Below are 17,241 nucleotides of genomic sequence, written 5' to 3'. Positions count from 1 at the left end.
TCCCCTGAGGTAAAAGCATGAACAACAAGCAATGGTTGCAGGCTGGCTGCCTGACACTGAGCCTGCTCGCCGGGCAGGTGATGGCCGCGGTCGGTGCCGACCAGGCCGCGCGCCTGGGCAACGAACTCACCCCGATTGGCGCCGAGAAAGCGGGTAATGCCGACGGTAGCATCCCGGCCTGGACCGGCGGCCTGGCGTTGAACGCCGGCAAGGCCGACGCCGGCGGCTTCCTCGCCGACCCCTATGCCGCGGACAAGCCGCTGATCACCATCACCGCGCAGAACGCTCAGCAGTACCAGGACAAGCTCACCCCGGGGCAACTGGCGATGTTCCAGCGCTTCCCCGAGACCTATCGCATCCCGGTCTACCCCAGCCATCGCAGCGCCAGCTACCCGCAGGCGGTGATCGACGCGGCGAAGAAGAACGCCACCGCCACGTCGCTGGCCGAAGGTGGCAACGGGCTGACCAATTTCAGCATGACTGTGCCATTCCCGATCCCGCAGAACGGCCTGGAAGTGATCTGGAACCACGTCACCCGCTACCGTGGCAATGCGATGCTGCGCACCACCGCGCAGATGAACCCGCAGACCAATGGCGCCTACACCATCAGCTACATGAAGGAACAATTCGCCTTCCCGTTCGGGCTCAAGGACTACGACCCGGCGAAGATGGACAACATCCTCTACTACTTCCGCCAGGAAATTCTCTCGCCGCCGCGTCGCGCGGGCAGCGTGATGCTGGTGCTGGAGACCATCGACCAGGTCAAGGAACCGCGCATGGCGTGGATGTACAACGCCGGCCAGCGCCGCGTGCGCCGCGCTCCGCAGGTGGGCTACGACAGCCCCGGCGCGGAAGGCATGCGTACTTACGACGACTTCGACATGTTCAACGGCGCGCCGGATCGCTACGACTGGAAACTGGTGGGCAAGAAGGAGCTGTACATCCCCTACAACAGCTTCGCGCTCGACTCGCCATCGCTGAAATACGACGACATCGTCAAGCCCGGCCACCTGAACCCGGACCACACCCGCTATGAGCTGCATCGCGTGTGGCACGTCGTGGCGACCCTGAAGCCGGGCCAGCGGCACATCTACAGCAAGCGTGACCTTTACATCGACGAGGACAGCTGGCAGATCGCCGAGGCGGACGCCTACGACGGCCGTGGCAGCCTCTGGCGCGTATCCGAGGGCCATGCGCGGCCGTTCTACGACCAGCAGTTCACCTGGCTGACGGCGGAAACCCACTATGACGTGCTGTCCGGCCGCTACACGGTGTCCGGCCTGCGCAACGAGGAGAAGAGCAGCTACGACTTCGCGGTGCAGTCCAGCAGCAACGACTTCACCCCCAACGCCTTGCGCGCCACCGGCATCCGCTGACGGCGGGCTTGACTGGCGCTCACCGGCGCTCCGATGTGTTTATCAGCGGCCTTCGGGCCGCTTTTTTTTGCGACTGTCACCATGAGCGCAAGCCTTGAGCCGGTTTCGCGGGGACAGTACGCCGCACCGGTGAGCAGCCTGAGTCCACGCTGGCGGACGGGCACAAGCGCGCAGGGGGCAGAGATTCTTTCCTGCGGCGCCATCCGGCGGCAGCCGGGGTAGGATGGCTGAGCCTGTGCTTTGCTCAATGAGCCGAGGGAGCCCCTAATCCATGCCCGATAAGATCGCCAGCACCGCCCAACTCGTCGAAGATGCACGCTACCGCCTGCTGGTCGAGGCGGTGACCGACTACGCCATCTACATGCTCGACCCCGATGGCCGCGTCAGCAGCTGGAGCTCCGGGGCGCAGCGCCTCAAAGGCTATGCCGCTGATGAGATCCTCGGCGAGCACTTCTCGCGTTTCTACACCCCCGCTGACCGCGAAGCCGGGTTGCCCGAGCTGGCACTGGGCGAGGCCGCTCGGGTCGGGCGCTTCGAGAGCGAGGGCTGGCGCCTGCACCGCGATGGCAGATCGTTCTGGGCACACGTGGTGATCGACGCCATCCGTGATTCCTCCGGCGAGCTGCTGGGCTTCGCCAAGATCACCCGCGACCGCACCGAGCAGCACGAAACCGAGCAGGCTCTGCGCCGCAGCGAGCAGCAGTTCCGCCTGCTGGTCAACGGCGTTACCGATTACGCGCTGTACATGCTCGATCCCGAGGGGCACGTCACCAGCTGGAACTCCGGTGCCCAGCGGATCAAGGGCTACCATCCCGAGGAAGTGATCGGCCGTCACTTCGACAGTTTCTACAGCGACGAGGATCGCCAGGATGGCGTTCCCGAGGCCAGCCTGAGCACCGCGCTGGCTGAAGGGCGCTACGAGGAAGAGCGCCTACAGATGCGCAAGGACGGCTCGCGCTTCTGGGCCAACATCGTCATCGACCCGGTGTTCGACGACAGTGGCAAGCTGCTGGGCTTTGCCAAGATCACCCGCGACATCACCGACAAGCGCCGCGTCCAGGAAGAGCTGGAGCGCGCCCGCGACGAGCTGATTCAGTCGCAGAAGATGGAGTCCCTCGGCCAGCTCACCGGCGGCGTTGCCCACGACTTCAACAACCTGCTGACGGTGATTCTCGGCGGCCTGCAGTTGCTTGAACGGCAGCTGCCGAAGGACAACGAGAAGGTCCAGGCCATCTGGCGCAATGCGCTGGAGGCTACCCGGCGCGGCGCCCAGTTGACCCAGCGGATGCTGGCCTTCGCCCGCAAGCAACGGCTGTTCCCGCAGCCGATCCAGCTGCCGGCGCTGCTGCAGGACATGAGCGAGCTGCTGGTCAGCTCCCTGGGCCCGACCATAAGCCTGGAGACGCGCTTTCCGCTTCAGCTGGACTGCGTGATGAGTGACCAGAACCAGCTGGAGCTGGCGATCATCAACCTCGCCACCAACGCCCGCGACGCCATGCCTGGCGGTGGCAGCATCACCTTCTCGGCGCGCAATGCCCAGGTCGGGCCGCGCCAGAGCGGCAAGCTGGCGGCGGGGGACTACGTGTGCCTGGCCGTCACCGACTCAGGGCAGGGCATGGACGAGGACACCCTGCGCCGCGCCGCCGAGCCGTTCTTCACCACCAAACCGACCGGCAAGGGCACCGGCTTGGGCCTGTCCATCGTCCACGGCCTCGCCCAGCAGCAGGGTGGGGCGCTGCTGCTGCGCAGCACACCGGGGCAGGGGACCACGGCGGAAGTCTGGTTACCGGCGGTCAAGGTGACGGCCGAGGCGGAACCTGGCGTGAGCGATGAAGTGCCGGCGGATGGTGCCTCGGTCGAACTGACCGAGCCGCTGGGACTGCGGGTGCTGGTGGTGGACGACGATGCCCTGGTGCTGACCGGCACCAGTGCGTTGCTGGCGGACCTCGGTTGCCAGCCTGCGCGGGCCGACTCGGCGCGGGCGGCGCTGCACCTGCTGGAGCAGTCGGAGTTCGACTTGATGATCACCGACTTTGCCATGCCGGACATGGACGGCATGCTGCTGATCCAGCAGGTGCGCCAGTCTTACCCTGCGTTGACCTGTGTACTTACCACCGGTTACGCCGGACGGCTGGACAGTGTGGCCGACGCGGTGCTGCGTTTGCCCAAACCGTTCGACCGCGAGCAATTGCTGGCATTGTTGCAGCAGGTGACGCGCGCCGGGTAGAAAAAGCGAACCTCCGTGACGCTGGTGCAGCCCAATGGTGACTGCCATCTGTCCGGAGGACTCGCCATGTACGCCCATCACCAAGCCCAGCGCCCGGAACCCCAGGAAGCTCCGCCGGACCGTGAGAGCCAGATTCCCGAGGATTTCCCCGAGGAAGTACCGATGCAGCAACCCCCGGAAGAACCTGTGCCGCGGCCGGAGCAATGACCGAACCCGGACGCGAGCGAGTCACTCTGCAGGAGTGCTGGCCTACTCCTGCAGATATTCCCCGGCCCCCGCCATTGTCTGCCCCCACATCTCCAGGAAGGCGAATGCCGTCGTCAGCAATGCCAGTAAGCCGAGGCCGAGGATGCAGCCGGCATAGAACGCCGCGCTGCGCTGGGTCAGGCGCATGTAGATCGGCAGGCCGATGAACAGCAGCCAGCCGGAATAGGCCGCGGCTGCCCCGGCAGCGAGGATCAGCAGCCAGCGTGAGGGCAGCAGCGCGGCGATGCCGGCGAGCATCAGCGGCAGGGCCACGGCGGTGGAGAAGCCCATGCTGTGGTTGACGTTGGGCCGCACCTCGGTGCGGAACAGCACCCAGCGCGTGAGGTAGGCGATGATGACGATCCCGGCGACCAGGCCGACATAGCACCAGAAGCCAAGCAGCGCGCCGCTGGACAAACTGAGGTACTGGGTCTGCTCGTTGCCGGGCAGGCGCCAGCCGACCTGGGTGGTGCCTATGAACAGGCACACCGCCGGGATCAGCGGCATCAGCAACCAGAACGGCAGGTAGCTGGCCGGATGCCGCTCGGTGTTCTCACGCAGTTCGTGCCAGGCCTGCTCCGGGTGGGAAAAGAAATGGGTCAGGGGAAAGCTCATGTCGTCCTCCTCGGGCCTGTGGTTTGGATGTTCACCCTGTCCGGGCTCAATCGCGGCTGGAGCGGTGCCCTGGGCGCAGGCCCTCGGCGACTTCCACTTCGATGAGGGAGCCGGGGTCTTCGTTGCCAGGATCGTTGATGGGCGGATCGGCGATGGCCGGGTCGAGGTCGCCCTGGGGCATCAGCCCTTCGCTGCGGTCTCGGCGATTGAGTAGCGGGAGAAGTTCATCGTGGAATTCCTGTTGCTGTGCCTCGGACAGCGCCGCGAAGCCGTGGTTGAGGATGTAGCGGGCAAGTATTTCCTGGCGGCTGTCGGCTTCCAGGGCACCTTCTTCGAGCAGCCGGCGCAGGGCCTCCGAGCGCTCGACATCCTGATGATCGTTCCAGCCCATCGGGGGCACCTCGCGTGTCTGGTCAAGCGTGAGTGGTCAACGTGAACGGCTGGCCATGAACGCTGGCAGCGGGCGACATCTGTTGTTGTGTCGCCTATGCGGATGACCGGTGTAACAGGTCCGGTGTTCGCTGCCAGGGACGAACGGTCTGTGCACACGTCTCGTCCGGCGGAATGAACCTTTGCGCAAGGCACGCGGCCAGTCGTAGGACAGGGCAGCCATTGCCTGTCATAGGCCATTGCCCGTCATAGAAAGGAGACCTGCCATGTCCACGCTCGCTTCGTGGTTCTGGATCGCCGTGGCGATCATCATCGTGCTGTTGGGCCTGTGGGCCATCGTCAGCATCTTCCGCAGCGACAAGGACGTGAATGCCAAGGCCTTGTGGTCGCTGCTGATCGTGATCTTCCCGATGGTCGGGCTGGTTATCTGGGGAATTGCCGGGCCCCGTGGCCTCGCCCAGGAGCCGCCGCTGGACTAGCTCACCGGCTCCATTGGCATGACCCATCGCATTCCGGCATGGCCGGCATCGACCTATGGTATTGGCCGGGTCCGGCACCCGGCTCTTAGCATCTCGTTCGTCTCCCCTGACAACGAGAACAACAAGTGGACCTGGGTAAAATCCTGCGCCGTAGCGCGCTTTACTGGCCTGACCGCGAAGCCGTGGTCGACTCCCGCCAACGCATCACCTTCGCCGACCTCGAACGCCGCACCAACCGCCTGGCCTCCGGCCTGCTCGCGCTGGGGCTGGAGCAGGGCGCCCACGTGGCGATCCTGGCGCTCAACCGCGTCGAACTGGTGGAGGCGGAAGTCGCGCTCTACAAGAACGCCATGGTCAAGGTGCCGATCAATGCGCGCCTGGCTCCCGATGAAGTGTTGAGCGTACTGAAGGATTCACGGAGCCAGGCGGTGATCGCCGATGCGGCCTTCGCTCAACTGATCGACCAGCATCGCGCCGAACTGCCGGACCTGAAAATGATCGTCCCTCTGGCTGACGCGGGCGCTGACGTGCCTTACATGCAAGTGCTTGAGCGTGGCTCGGAGGCGCACATCAGTTGCGACCCGGCGGATGACGCACTGGCCGTGCTGCACTACACCTCCGGCAGCTCCGGCGTGCTCAAGGCCGCCATGCTCAGCGTCGGCAACCGCAAGGCGCTGGTGCGCAAGAGCATCGCCAGCCCCACGGGCCGTTCCGGCCCCGGCGATGTGATGGCCCACGTCGGCCCCATTACTCATGCCAGTGGCATGCAGGTCATGCCGTTGCTCGCCGCTGGTGCCTGCAACCTGCTGGTGGAGCGCTACGACGACCGCCTGCTGCTGGAGACCATCCAGCGCGAGCGCGTTACGCGGTTGTTCCTGGTGCCGGCGATGATCAATCGCCTGGTGAACTTCCCCGGCGTGGAAACCTACGACCTGAGCAGCCTGCGCCTGGTGATGTACGGCGCCGCTCCAATGGCTCCGGCGCTGGTGCGGCGGGCCATGCAGGTGTTCGGGCCGATACTCGCCCAGGGTTACGGCGCCGGCGAGACCTGTTCGCTGGTCACCGTGCTCACCGAGCAGGACCACATTGCCGCCCTGGAAGACCCCAGGCGCCTGGCCTCCTGCGGGCGCTGCTACTTCGACACCGACCTGCGGGTGGTCAACGAAGACTTCGAGGACGTGAAGGCCGGCGAGATCGGCGAGATCGTCGTGCGCGGGCCGGACATCATGCAGGGCTACTGGCAGGCGCCGGAGCTGACCGCCGAGGTCATGCGCGATGGCTACTACCTCACCGGCGACCTCGCCACGGTGGATGAGCACGGCTACGTGTTCATCGTCGACCGCAAGAAGGAAATGATCATTTCCGGCGGCTTCAACATCTACCCGACCGAGGTGGAGCAAGTGCTCTACAGCCTGCCGGAAATCTTCGAGGCGGCGGTGGTCGGCGTGCCCGACGAGCAGTGGGGCGAGGCGATCAAGGCAGTGGTGGTGCTCAAGCCCGGCATGCAGTTGGACGAGGCGCGGATCATCGAGCTGTGCGCCGCACAGTTGGCCGGCTTCAAGAAGCCGCGCAGTGTGGATTTCGTCCGCGAACTGCCCAAGAACCCCAACGGCAAGGTCGTGCGCCGCCTGGTGCGCGAGCCCTACTGGCAGAACCAGGATCGGCGGATCTGAGGACATGAGCATGCAATCGAACCCTGTGCAATCGAGCTATCCGGGCATCCAGCCCAGCGCCAAGGCGCAAGCGATCATCGACGACCTGCGCGGCTTCCTGCGTGAGGAGCTGCTGCCGCTGGAGCAGCGCGAGGGCATCCGCTTCGGCGAGAAGCACCCGCGCGAGCTGCTGCGCAACCTGTGGAAGCGTTCCTGCGAGCGCGGCTTCTACAACATCATGCTGCCCGAGGAACTGGGCGGCGCCGGCTTGGGCATCGCCGACCTGTGCGCAGTGAAGGAAGCCGCCGCCAGCAGCGGTGCGGTGTTGGCCGCCCACGTGCTGGGCGAGCTGAGCGGCCCGCCGCGCGTCGGCCACCTGTTCCGCGTGGCTAGCGAAGAGCAGATCGAGCATTTCCTGCGCCCGGTGTGCCGCGCCGAGAAGGCCGTGTGCTTCGCGCTGACCGAGGCCGAGGCCGGCTCCGACGCCACGGCGATCAAGACCAGCGCGCGCCTGGAGGGCGACCACTACGTGCTGGACGGTGCCAAGCGCTACATCTCCGGCGCGCCCTACGCGGACTTCGCCGTGCTGCTGGCGGTGACCGGGCCGGGCAAGGGCGCGGAAGGCATCTCGGCGTTCTTCGTCGATCTCGCCGCTCCCGGCGCCAGGGTGGTCTCCGACTACCAGGCCATGTCCGGCCCCGGCACCCACGGCGACATCATCCTCGAAGGGGTGAAAGTGCCGCTGGCGCACCGCATCGGCGAGGAGGGCAAGGGCTTCAAGCTGGCCATGGGGCGCATCACCCTGAATCGCCTGCTGCATTGCGCGACCATGCTCGGCATGGCCGAGCTGGCGCTGAACCTGTCGGTGGATTACGCCCGCACGCGGGTGCAGTTCGGCCGGCCTATCGGCATGTTCCAGGCGGTCAGCCACATGATCGCCGACATGGCCACCGAGCTGTATGCCGCGCGCAGCATGATGTACGCCACCGCGGCCAGCTATGACGGGGGCGGCGACATACGCACCCAGTCGTCGATGTGCAAGGTGTTCAGCTCGGAGACCGCCTTCCGCATCGCCGACCGCGCGGTGCAGGTGCACGGCGGCGCCGGATTGATCAACGGACATCCGGTGGAGTGGCTGTTCCGCGCGACCCGTATGATGCGCATCCTCACCGGGACCAGCGAAATCCAGCGCAACACCATCGCCAAGGGCATCCTGATGCCCGATTGAGCGGGTGGCTGCGAGCGCGCTCGACAATAACAAGAGAGAGACAAGCGACATGCACGACTCTTACGCCCCAAATCATGCCTACCAGCCTCGCCAGGCCTGGACGGTCGCCTTCCTGCTGGCGGCGATGATGCTGGTGAACTTCCTCGACAAGGTGGTCACCGGACTGGTCGCGGTGCCGATGATGAAGGAGTTGAACCTGACCCCGGCCGAATTCGGTCTGGTCGGTGGCAGCCTGCACTGGCTGTTCTCCATCTCCGCGGTGGTCGGCGGCTTCCTCGCCAATCGCCGCTCCACCCGCTGGATGCTGCTGGGCATGGGCGCCTTCTGGGCGCTGGTGCAGTTGCCGATGCTCTATGCCACTTCGCTATGGACGCTGGTAGCCTGCCGGATGCTGCTGGGCGTGGGCGAGGGGCCGGCTTCGCCGGTCGCCACCCACGCGCTGTACAAGTGGTTCCCCGACGAGCGCCGTAGCCTGCCGGTGGCGCTGCTGCACTCGGGCAGCGCGATGGGTCTGCTGATCGCCGGGCTGATGATCCCCTGGGTCAGCACCCACTACGGCTGGCGCAGCAACTTCGCCATCCTGGCGATTCTCGGTGCGGTCTGGTGCGCGGCCTGGTTCTTCTTCGGCCAGGAAGGCCGGCTGGGCGAGGTTCGCCAGGGCCAGCCGGGTGGCGAGCGCCTGCCGTATCGCCGCCTGCTGGGCGACAGCACGGTGCTGGCCAACTACTTCTGCCACTTCGCCGCCAACTGGTCGCTGGCGCTGACCCTGACCTGGGTGCCGGCCTACCTGGAAAGCGGCCTGGGCCTGAGCGGGATGAACGCCGGGCGGCTGTTCGGCCTGTTCGTGCTGGTGACCATGCCGCTGAGCCTGTTCATGGCATGGCTGTCGCAACGCATGCTGCGCGCCGGCCTGTCATCGCGGGTGGCGCGGGGGGTGTTCGTCTCCGCCTGCCTGATGACCAGCGGCGTGTTATCGATCAGCCTGCTGGCGGACTTGCCGGTGGTCCTGCGCATGACCTACATGACCCTCAGCGGCGGCCTCGCGCTGGTGATGTACTCGGTAGGCCCGGCGATGCTGGCGGAAGTCACGCCCACCGCCCAGCGCGGCAGCATCCTTGCCATCGGCAACGCCTTCTCCTCACTGGCGGGGCTGAGCGCACCCATCGTCACCGGTTTCCTGGTGCAACGCTCCGGCGGGCTGGACGGCGCCGGCTACGCTCATGGCTTCGCGGTCAGTGGCGTGCTGCTGGTGGTGGCGGGGCTGGTCGGTCTGGCCTGGCTGCGCCCGCAGCGATCGCGGGCCCAACTGTCCGCTGAGCTGGCCACGGCCAGCTGATAGGCAGCGTTGAGAAAGCGGTCAATCGACGAGATTGACCGCCGGCAGAGGCGAGCGCTCGATCAGCTCGCCTTTCCACGTTCCGTTGCCCACCACTTCCACCAGCAGCTCGCGCACCAGATCGTGCACACAGGATGCCGCGAAGCTCAGCGGCTTGTGCGCCGAGTGGGCGATGGAAATGGTGCGTTCGATCTGCGGCTCGACGATGCGCCGCGCCAGGGATTGCGAACCGACCTCGATGGGCGGCCAGTTGCTGATGGACGCCGCCAGCCCGCTGACCACCAGGCCGGTAATGCCATAGGCGGACTGCTGCTCGTACTTCACGTTCAGTTCCAGGCCGGCCGCCATGGCCGCCTGCTCGATACGCCGGCGCAGATGCATGCCTCGTGGCGGCATCACCAGCGGCTGGCTGAGCGCCTCGGCCAGGGTGATGGTGTCCCCCGTGCTGGCCAGTTGCATCTGTCCGACCCAGTAGAGCTGTTCGACGAAGATCGGCTCGGCGATCACACCTTCCAGCTCCTCGGCATTGGGCACGATGCCGAAATCCACCTTGCCCAGCTCGATGGCCTCGCCGCCTTCCTTGCTCAGGCCGTCGCGCACCACCAGGTCGATGCCGGGGAAACGCTCCTGCACGCGCTGGATGATCGCCGGCAGCAGCAGGGCGGAGGTGGTCACCGGGATTGCCACGGATACCCTTCCGCGCGGATCGCCCCGGCTGGAAACCAACTCGTCCTTCACCGAATCGATCTTCTGCACCACCGAGCGCGCCACTTCGTAGAGGCGACGGCCGGCGTCGGTGAGGTCCACGCCGTCGTGCTGGCGCAGCAGCAGTTGCACCTCCAGTTCGCTCTCCAGCATGCCGATCTGCCGGCTCAGCGCCGGCTGGGCGATATAGGCCTTGCGGGCGGCGGCGGAGAAGCTGCCGGCCTCGGCGATGGCGATCAGGTAACGCAACTGCTTGAGGGTCATCGTCGTGCCTTTCCGGCCATGCCGGTTTGTTATGGGGCCCATCTGAAGACGATATTTGTTCGTCCAGAAAGGGCTATTTAGTATCGGCCTGTCCACGCAAATCAAGGGCCGGTAACGATAAGTCAACAATCTGCCAAGTCTTCTGGAAGTTCATCGGAAGAGCAATTTATAGATTAAAAATATTCATTAAATTCAGATGCATATGCTCGAAACTTCACGTCACTTAAAGTGATTTCGAGGAAGGCTCGCTATTGCCTGAAGATCGCTCGAACAAGAATAAAGAGGATAAGAGTGATGACGCCGAAAGTTCGCATCATGGTGCGAGGCTCATGGCTATTGGTCGCAACTTGCGCCTGCCATTCCGCCTGGGGTTACAACTTCGAGATCGGGGAAATCCAGGGTCAGCTCGACTCTGCGCTGTCGCTGGGTGCCAGCATGTCGACCCACAACCCGGAACAGCGCCTTATGCGCAGCGCCTCGGGCGATGACGGCCGGCGCAACTATCGAACCGGCGACGTCTTCTCGAAAATCTTCAAGGGTCGCCACGACCTGGAGCTGAAGTACAACGACAGTGGCGTATTCCTGCGCGGCAGCTACTGGTACGACTACGCCCTGCGCGACGAGAGCCAGCGCTTCAAGGACGTCGAGGACAACGGCCGCAAGAACGCCAACAAGTCCGCCGGCTTCGAGCTGCTCGACGCCTTCGTCTACCACAACTTCCAGATCGCCGATGAGCCGGGCTCCGTGCGCCTGGGCAAGCAGGTGGTGAACTGGGGCGAGAGCACCTTCATCCAGGGCGGCCTGAACGTGGTCAACCCGACCAACCTGTCGGCCATCCGCCGGCCGGGCTCGGAGGTGAAGGACGCGCTGGTGCCGGTGAACCTGTTCTACGTCACCCAGAACCTCAGCGAGAACCTCTCGACGGACTTTTTCTACCAGCTGGACTGGGAACAGACCAACCTGGACAACTGCGGCACCTTCTTTTCCAGCAACGACTATATCCCCGAAGGCTGCTCCGGCCTGGATGTCGGCAGGAACCTGCAGGGCAACGCCGCTGCCGTGCGCGCGCTGTCGCCGTTCGGCGTCGACCTGACCAGCGAAGGCATCCGCCTGCAGCGCGCCGCCGACCAGGACGCGCGCAACAGCGGCCAGTGGGGCCTGTCGCTGCACTGGTTCGTGCCGGCTTTGGACACCGAGTTCGGCGCCTATGCGGCCAACTACCACAGCCGCCTGCCGTACACTGGCTCGATCAGCAGCCCGTACCTGACCAATACCAGTTTCGTCCCGCAACTGTGCGGCAACCTCGGTCTGTCCGGGGCGGCCTGCAACGGCTTGATGAGCAGCAGTGCCGGCAAGACGCTGACCGACGCGCTGCGCATGGGCACTTCCAGCTATTTCGTCGAGTACCCCGAAGACATCCGCCTGTACGGCCTGACCTTCGCCACCACGCTGGCCAGCGGCACCGCTCTGCAGGGCGAGATCAGCTACCGGCCGAACCTGCCGCTGCAGTTCAACGGCCCGGACCTGATCCAGTCCGGCCTGGGCGATCCGTCACGCACGCCCTTGTACGACAGTGGCGTCGTGGCCTACGCCGACAGCAACGCCACCGACGGCTACCGCCGCAAGGAAGTGACTCAGGCGCAGATGACCGCCACCCAGACGATCAGCCAGGTCATGGGCGCGGACCAATTGGTGCTGGTGGGCGAGGTGGGCGCCACCTTCGTTGGCGGCCTGGAGGGCAACGGCGGCCCGCGCTACGGGCGCAACAGCACCTTCGGTTCGGGCGAGTTGGCCAACAACGCGGTGTGCATCGCCAACTCGGCCACGCCGGAAAACTGCAACAACGAAGGCTTCGTTACGTCCTTCTCCTGGGGCTACCGCGCCCGGGCGATCTGGAGCTACGCCAACGCCATCGCCGGTATCGACCTCAAGCCCGGCCTCTCCTGGTCCCACGATGTGAAGGGCTACGCCCCGGCGGAGGTCTCGGGTTTCAACGAGGGCTCCAAGGCGGTCGGCGTCTCGCTGGATGCGGACTTCAACAGCACCTACACCGCCGGCATTTCCTACACCAACTATTTCGATGGCGACTACGGCAACCGCGGCGACCGCGATTTCGTCTCGCTGTCGGTCGGCATCAACTTCTGACGGAGCCTGCCCCTTGAAACGCATTTACTGCCTGTTCTCCGCGATCCTCCTCGCCCACGGCGCGCATGCCGCCGTGCCGGCCGGGGAGGCTGCCAAGCTGCAAGACAGCCTGACCCCCATGGGCGCCGAACGCGCCGCCAGCGCCGACGGCAAGGTCCCGGCCTGGCAGGGCGGGCTGTCCGGCGATGGCTTGAAGATCCAGCGCAACGGTACGCCGGCCGACCCTTACGCCGGTGACCAGCCGCTGTTCACCATCGATTCGGGCAACTACCAGCAATACCAGGCCAACCTCACGGCGGGCCAGATTGCGCTGCTCAAGCGCTACCCCGGCCAGTACAGGCTGCCGGTGTACCCGAGCCACCGCAGCGTGGGCGTCTCCGAGCAGGTGAAGGGCTGGGTGGCGCAGAACGCCACCGGCGCGAAACTGGTCAACGAAGGCAACGGCATCGAGGGCTTCCACGGCGCGGTGGCCTTCCCGATCCCGCAGAACGGCCTGGAAGCGATCTGGAACCACATCACCCGCTACCGCGGCGGCAGCCTGCTGTCGGTCAACGACAGCGCGGCGCCCCAGGCCGGCGGCGACTACGTGATCACCACCACCGAACAGCGCTTCACCATGGCCGACCAGGTGAGCAACTATGAGCCGGGCAAGGTGGACAACATGTTGTTCTATTACAGCCACCGCATCACCGCGCCCTCGCGTCAGGTGGGCGAGGTGGTGCTGGTCCATGAGACGCTGGACCAGGTGAAGCAGCCGCGCCTGTCCTGGGTCTACAGCTCCGGCCAGCGCCGCGTACGCCGCGCCCCGGACAACGCCTACGACGCTGCCGGGCCGACGACCGCCGGCCTGCGCACCGCCGACAGCCGCGACATGTACAACGGCGCGCCGGATCGCTACGACTGGAAGCTGATCGGCAAGAAGGAGTTGTACATCCCCTACAACAGCTACCGCCTGGCCTCGCCGAGCCTGAAGTACGCGGACTTCCTCAAGCCCGGCGTGATCGACGCTGCGCCGACCCGCTACGAGCTGCACCGCGTCTGGGAAGTGGAGGCAACCCTGAAGCCCGGCGCACGGCACATCTACTCCAAGCGCCGCTTCTACCTCGACGAGGACAGCTGGACGGTGGTCGAGAACGACCAGTACGACAGCCGTGGCGAGCTCTGGCGGATCGGCGAGAACCACACCTTCTACCGCCCGGATGCCCAGGTGCTGCTGTCCGCCGCGCAGGTGTTCTATGACCTGCAGGCCGGCCGCTACATCGCTTCGAACATGAGCAACGAGCAGCCGCGCGGCTATGACTTCGGCTTCCGTGCTACCACGTCGGACTACTCGCCGGGCGCCCTGCGCGGCCTGGGTATCCGCTGATGGGGCAGCGGCAATGAGCAGCGGCCGCAGCCGCCTGGCCGACCGCCTGCTGGGCGGCGGTCAGGAGCCGGACCCGCGTTTCACCCTGGCCAACGAGCGCACCTTTCTAGCCTGGATTCGCACCTCCATGGCGCTGTTGGCCGGCGCCATCGCCGTGGATGCCTTCGCAGACTCAGCGCTGGCGGGTGCCGCACGGACCTTCCTCGCGCTGGTGCTGGCCGGCCTCGGCCTGTTCACGGCGGGAACAGCCGGGTTGCGCTGGCTTAGCGTGGAGCGCGCGCTGCGCCAGGGGCGGCCCTTGCCGGTGCCTTTGTTGGTGCCGCTGTTGGCGCTGGCCTGCGTGGTGCTGGCTGCCGGGCTGATCGGCTACCAGCGATGAGCCGCGACAAGGGATTGCAGGCCGAGCGCACCACGCTGGCCTGGACGCGGACCCTGCTGGTGCTGCTGGTGTTGGCGGCGCTGGTGCTGCGGCGGATCGGCGAATTGTCTGCGCTGGCGCTGATACCCGCGGCGCTGCTGGTGAGTTGCGCGCTGGTCTGCCTGGTCGGGCAGGGCGGCCACTACCGGCGCAGTTGCCTGGCGCTCGCTGGTGTGTGCCGTGGCGGTAATGGTCGCGCCGTGGCCTGCCTGTGCCTGGCGCTGATGCTGACCGCCGGCTTGCTGCTCGGCCTGATCCTGCTGCACGACGACTTCTGAACATGCACGACCTGTACGACCTCGACCTGAACCTGCTGTCGGTGTTTGACGCCATCTACCAGAAGCGCAGCATCACCCGCGCCGCGCGCTTGATGGGGCTCAGCCAGCCGGCAGTGAGCAACGCCCTGAGCCGCCTGCGCAAGCACTGCGGCGACCCGCTGTTCATCAAGAGCCACCTGGGCGTGACGCCCACCGTGGCAGCGCACCGCCTGGCCGATCACGTGCGCCTGGCCTTCGAGAGCCTGCGCGAAGGCTGGCGCCACGTGCCGGGACGTGAGCCGTCCGCGCCGGAACTGCGGGTCAGCTGCATCGACTGCCTGCTGCCGCTGTTCCTCGACACGGCCTTGACGCGGCTCGGCGAAGGCTGGCGGGTGACTTTCTACCAGCCACAACGCCGCGTGGCCTTCGACGAACTGCGCGGCGGCCAATTGGACATCCTGCTGGACATCGATCAGGTGGTGCCGTTCGGTTATGGCATCGAGCGCATCACGGTCCCGGCGGATCACTACGTCTTCGCGCATGGCGGGGCGCTGGAGCAAGTGCCGGAAACCCTCGCCGAGTACCTGCAGCAACCGCAGATCCAGGTCTCGGCGCGTCGCGGCGGCCTCTGTCCGGTCGACCTGCAGTTGGGATTGCGCGGGCTGCGACGGAACATTGCCTGTCGCGTACAGAGCGCCCTGGCTGCGCGACTGATGCTTGATCGTCATCCGCTGGGGGTGACGTTGCCGGCGCGCATGGCCCGCCTGCTCGGCCTGAGCAGCCAGGCGTTGCCGCTGGGCGAGCCGGTGGCATTTCCGGTGGCCCTCTACATCGCCCCCGGTCTGGGCGATGGCGGGCGCATCAACGCTCTGGCACGTGCGCTGGTCGACACCTTGACGAGCCGGGATCCAGTCGCCTAGGGCTGGTCGCTGCTGATCACGCGGTTACGGCCGCTTTGCTTGGCGCTGTAAAGACGCTTGTCAGCCAGCTTGAGCACCGCATCCGGGGTCTGCGCCAGCGGACCGAGTTCGGCTACGCCGACCGATAGGGTGAGCAGGCCCACCTCGGGAATCTGCGTCACGGCCACCGTTGCGCGAATGCGCTCGGCGATGCCGGCGGCGGTTTCCAGGGAAGCCTGCGGCAGCAGCAGGACGAACTCTTCGCCGCCGGCGCGGCAGGCCAGGTCGCCGGCGCGGGAATAATCGCGCAACACCGCTGCGATACGGCGAAGGGCTTCGTCGCCGGCATCGTGGCCCCAAGTGTCGTTGACCCGCTTGAAATGGTCGATGTCCACCGCCAGCACCGAGTAGGCCAGCCCGGACTGCTCCAGCGCATCTAGCGCCACGCCCAGCGCGCGGCGATTGGCCAGGCCGGTGAGGGCGTCGCTCTGCGCCTCCTGGCTCAGTTGGCCAAGCTTCTGCTGCATCAGCCCGACGCCGGTCAGCAGCGCCTTACGGATCGCCGCGGCCTCACGGTACCAGGTGTTGATACCCTGCAGTTCGCGGGGAGTTTCCGGATTCGACAGCTGTTCGGCGCTCTGCGCCAGCTGACGCAGCGGCCGCGTGATCAGCAGGGTGCCGGCCCAGATCGCCAGCACGCCGAGCAGGCTGGCGGGGATCAGGCCGAGGAACATGTCCTTCATCAGCAGGTGCAATGGAGACAGGCTGAGGTCGCGTGGCTGTTGGGCGACTACCGCCCAGTTGGCGTCGGGTACCGGGGCGAATCCGGCGAGCATGGGGACGCCCTTGTAGTTGGTCACCTCCAAGGCGCCGCTCTCGCCGCGCAGGGCGGCTTCGATCGTGGTGCTGCGTTTGACGATCTCGCCGACCCTCTGGCGGTCCGGGTGGTGCAGCAGGCGGCGGTTGGCGTCGGCAACGAAGGCGAAGGTGCCTTCCTGCTGGAAGTGGCTGCCGATGATGCTGTGCAGCACGCTGGGCTTCAAGATGTACACCGAACCACCGATCAGCCCCAGATACTCGCCGCTGGGGCTGGTGATCGGCTGTGAAATGAGCACCACCAGGTTGCCGGCGATGGATTCATAGGCCTGGCTGATTGTCGGCCGTTTCAGGCGCAGGGCTTCCTGGACCGCCTCCGAGCGTAGCGTGGTGCCGACTATCTGCAGCGAATCGGGGTAGGCCTGCAGGACCTTGCCGCTGGCGTCGACGATGACGATGGAGTTGAAGAAGGTATCCTGCGCCTGCAGGCGCATTGCCTCTGCATGCAGTACCGGTGGCTCGTGAAAATGGTTGGCGAGTATCCCGGAGCTGTAGGCCAGGTTGCGCCGCGCGGAGCCGAGGAATTCGCTGATGCTCGACGCCACCTTGGCGGCGTAGGCGCGGTTGGCCTCCAGCGTCGAGTGGATCAGCGCGGTGCGTTGCACGTTGTAGGCGACCACCAGGCTATTACCGAGGGTGGCCAGCGCGGCGAGCAGCACGAAGACCAGTATCAGCATCCGCAGGGTCAGCGGTTTGCGGCTCCAGCGCTTCATGGGCTGGCCTGCGGAGTAGGGCGTGTTCGTAGGGGCGGGGTCTGAGCCA

The 17,241-nt window shown here is 66.0% G+C and carries 16 protein-coding genes; 12 read left to right on the top strand and 4 right to left on the bottom strand.

The window, feature by feature from the left end:
- Positions 1 to 17 precede the first annotated feature (17 nt).
- The 3 genes from IB274_RS14930 (at position 18) to IB274_RS14920 (ending at position 3,810) form a co-directional block, all read left to right on the top strand.
- Positions 18 to 1,376 carry a DUF1329 domain-containing protein gene (locus IB274_RS14930; protein WP_192432712.1) on the top strand — a complete coding sequence of 453 codons (1,359 nt, stop codon included), beginning with the start codon at positions 18 to 20 and terminating at the stop codon, positions 1,374 to 1,376.
- A 271-nt stretch (positions 1,377 to 1,647) separates the two neighbouring features.
- A complete protein-coding gene (locus tag IB274_RS14925) occupies positions 1,648 to 3,603 on the top strand; it encodes a PAS domain-containing sensor histidine kinase (RefSeq protein ID WP_192432711.1) in 1,956 nt (651 codons plus the stop codon).
- Positions 3,604 to 3,669: 66 nt separating this feature from the next.
- A complete protein-coding gene (locus IB274_RS14920; protein WP_192432710.1) occupies positions 3,670 to 3,810 on the top strand; it encodes a hypothetical protein in 141 nt (46 codons plus the stop codon).
- Positions 3,811 to 3,852: 42 nt separating this feature from the next.
- Here IB274_RS14920 and IB274_RS14915 read toward each other — a convergent pair whose 3' ends face one another.
- Both IB274_RS14915 and IB274_RS14910 read right to left on the bottom strand, forming a co-directional pair.
- Positions 3,853 to 4,464 carry a Yip1 family protein gene (locus tag IB274_RS14915; RefSeq protein WP_192432709.1) on the bottom strand — a complete coding sequence of 204 codons (612 nt, stop codon included), beginning with the start codon at positions 4,462 to 4,464 and terminating at the stop codon, positions 3,853 to 3,855.
- A gap of 46 nt (positions 4,465 to 4,510) precedes the next feature.
- Positions 4,511 to 4,855, bottom strand: coding sequence for a hypothetical protein (locus tag IB274_RS14910; RefSeq protein WP_192432708.1), 345 nt, complete (start codon positions 4,853 to 4,855; stop codon positions 4,511 to 4,513).
- Between the two features lie 265 nt (positions 4,856 to 5,120).
- Here IB274_RS14910 and IB274_RS14905 point away from each other — a divergent pair, with 265 nt between their 5' ends.
- The 4 genes from IB274_RS14905 (at position 5,121) to IB274_RS14890 (ending at position 9,549) form a co-directional block, all read left to right on the top strand.
- Positions 5,121 to 5,333, top strand: coding sequence for a PLDc N-terminal domain-containing protein (locus tag IB274_RS14905; protein WP_192432707.1), 213 nt, complete (start codon positions 5,121 to 5,123; stop codon positions 5,331 to 5,333).
- 125 nt (positions 5,334 to 5,458) lie between these two features.
- A complete protein-coding gene (locus IB274_RS14900) occupies positions 5,459 to 7,006 on the top strand; it encodes an AMP-binding protein (RefSeq protein ID WP_192432706.1) in 1,548 nt (515 codons plus the stop codon).
- Positions 7,007 to 7,010: 4 nt separating this feature from the next.
- Positions 7,011 to 8,213: an acyl-CoA dehydrogenase family protein gene (locus IB274_RS14895; RefSeq protein ID WP_192432705.1), complete on the top strand. Its 1,203-nt coding sequence runs from the start codon at positions 7,011 to 7,013 to the stop codon at positions 8,211 to 8,213.
- A gap of 49 nt (positions 8,214 to 8,262) precedes the next feature.
- Positions 8,263 to 9,549, top strand: a complete 1,287-nt coding sequence (locus tag IB274_RS14890) for an MFS transporter (RefSeq protein ID WP_192432704.1) — start codon at positions 8,263 to 8,265, stop codon at positions 9,547 to 9,549.
- Between the two features lie 21 nt (positions 9,550 to 9,570).
- On the opposite strand, the gene IB274_RS14885 is transcribed toward IB274_RS14890, so the two are convergent.
- The gene (locus tag IB274_RS14885) at positions 9,571 to 10,518 is read right to left on the bottom strand and encodes a LysR family transcriptional regulator (protein ID WP_192432703.1); all 948 of its coding nucleotides are present in this window, start codon (positions 10,516 to 10,518) and stop codon (positions 9,571 to 9,573) included.
- Between the two features lie 294 nt (positions 10,519 to 10,812).
- Here IB274_RS14885 and IB274_RS14880 point away from each other — a divergent pair, with 294 nt between their 5' ends.
- From IB274_RS14880 to IB274_RS29840, 5 genes are read left to right on the top strand one after another with little or no spacing between them, the layout of a single operon-like run.
- Complete coding sequence (locus IB274_RS14880; protein ID WP_192432702.1) at positions 10,813 to 12,663, top strand: DUF1302 domain-containing protein; 1,851 nt, start codon at positions 10,813 to 10,815, stop codon at positions 12,661 to 12,663.
- 13 nt (positions 12,664 to 12,676) lie between these two features.
- The gene (locus IB274_RS14875; protein ID WP_192432701.1) at positions 12,677 to 14,029 is read left to right on the top strand and encodes a DUF1329 domain-containing protein; all 1,353 of its coding nucleotides are present in this window, start codon (positions 12,677 to 12,679) and stop codon (positions 14,027 to 14,029) included.
- Positions 14,030 to 14,042: 13 nt separating this feature from the next.
- Positions 14,043 to 14,408 (top strand): YidH family protein, encoded by a 366-nt coding sequence (locus tag IB274_RS14870; RefSeq protein ID WP_192432700.1) that lies wholly within the window; start codon positions 14,043 to 14,045, stop codon positions 14,406 to 14,408.
- Positions 14,405 to 14,725 (top strand): DUF202 domain-containing protein, encoded by a 321-nt coding sequence (locus tag IB274_RS14865; RefSeq protein WP_192432699.1) that lies wholly within the window; start codon positions 14,405 to 14,407, stop codon positions 14,723 to 14,725. Before IB274_RS14870 ends, IB274_RS14865 begins: the two co-directional genes overlap by 4 nt.
- Positions 14,726 to 14,727: 2 nt before the next feature.
- Positions 14,728 to 15,624, top strand: coding sequence for a LysR family transcriptional regulator (locus IB274_RS29840; protein WP_192432698.1), 897 nt, complete (start codon positions 14,728 to 14,730; stop codon positions 15,622 to 15,624).
- On the opposite strand, the gene IB274_RS14855 is transcribed toward IB274_RS29840, so the two are convergent.
- A complete protein-coding gene (locus tag IB274_RS14855) occupies positions 15,621 to 17,192 on the bottom strand; it encodes a diguanylate cyclase (RefSeq protein ID WP_192432697.1) in 1,572 nt (523 codons plus the stop codon). The genes IB274_RS29840 and IB274_RS14855 overlap by 4 nt on opposite strands.
- Between the last annotated feature and the right edge of the window lie 49 nt (positions 17,193 to 17,241).

The organism is Pseudomonas sp. PDM18 (assembly GCF_014852585.1).
Taxonomy (GTDB): domain Bacteria; phylum Pseudomonadota; class Gammaproteobacteria; order Pseudomonadales; family Pseudomonadaceae; genus Pseudomonas.
Note: the sequence above shows the minus strand (reverse complement) of the source record. Positions and strands in the feature narration are given on the sequence as shown.

Bases quoted from the DNA above. Each gene is read 5' to 3' on its own strand.
- IB274_RS14930 (WP_192432712.1), top strand. From the start codon at position 18: ATGAACAACAAGCAATGGTTGCAGGCTGGCTGCCTGACACTGAGCCTG.
- IB274_RS14925 (WP_192432711.1), top strand. From the start codon at position 1,648: ATGCCCGATAAGATCGCCAGCACCGCCCAACTCGTCGAAGATGCACGC.
- IB274_RS14920 (WP_192432710.1), top strand. From the start codon at position 3,670: ATGTACGCCCATCACCAAGCCCAGCGCCCGGAACCCCAGGAAGCTCCG.
- IB274_RS14915 (WP_192432709.1), bottom strand. From the start codon at position 4,464: ATGAGCTTTCCCCTGACCCATTTCTTTTCCCACCCGGAGCAGGCCTGG.
- IB274_RS14910 (WP_192432708.1), bottom strand. From the start codon at position 4,855: ATGGGCTGGAACGATCATCAGGATGTCGAGCGCTCGGAGGCCCTGCGC.
- IB274_RS14905 (WP_192432707.1), top strand. From the start codon at position 5,121: ATGTCCACGCTCGCTTCGTGGTTCTGGATCGCCGTGGCGATCATCATC.
- IB274_RS14895 (WP_192432705.1), top strand. From the start codon at position 7,011: ATGAGCATGCAATCGAACCCTGTGCAATCGAGCTATCCGGGCATCCAG.
- IB274_RS14890 (WP_192432704.1), top strand. From the start codon at position 8,263: ATGCACGACTCTTACGCCCCAAATCATGCCTACCAGCCTCGCCAGGCC.
- IB274_RS14885 (WP_192432703.1), bottom strand. From the start codon at position 10,518: ATGACCCTCAAGCAGTTGCGTTACCTGATCGCCATCGCCGAGGCCGGC.
- IB274_RS14880 (WP_192432702.1), top strand. From the start codon at position 10,813: ATGACGCCGAAAGTTCGCATCATGGTGCGAGGCTCATGGCTATTGGTC.
- IB274_RS14870 (WP_192432700.1), top strand. From the start codon at position 14,043: ATGAGCAGCGGCCGCAGCCGCCTGGCCGACCGCCTGCTGGGCGGCGGT.
- IB274_RS14865 (WP_192432699.1), top strand. From the start codon at position 14,405: ATGAGCCGCGACAAGGGATTGCAGGCCGAGCGCACCACGCTGGCCTGG.
- IB274_RS29840 (WP_192432698.1), top strand. From the start codon at position 14,728: ATGCACGACCTGTACGACCTCGACCTGAACCTGCTGTCGGTGTTTGAC.
- IB274_RS14855 (WP_192432697.1), bottom strand. From the start codon at position 17,192: ATGAAGCGCTGGAGCCGCAAACCGCTGACCCTGCGGATGCTGATACTG.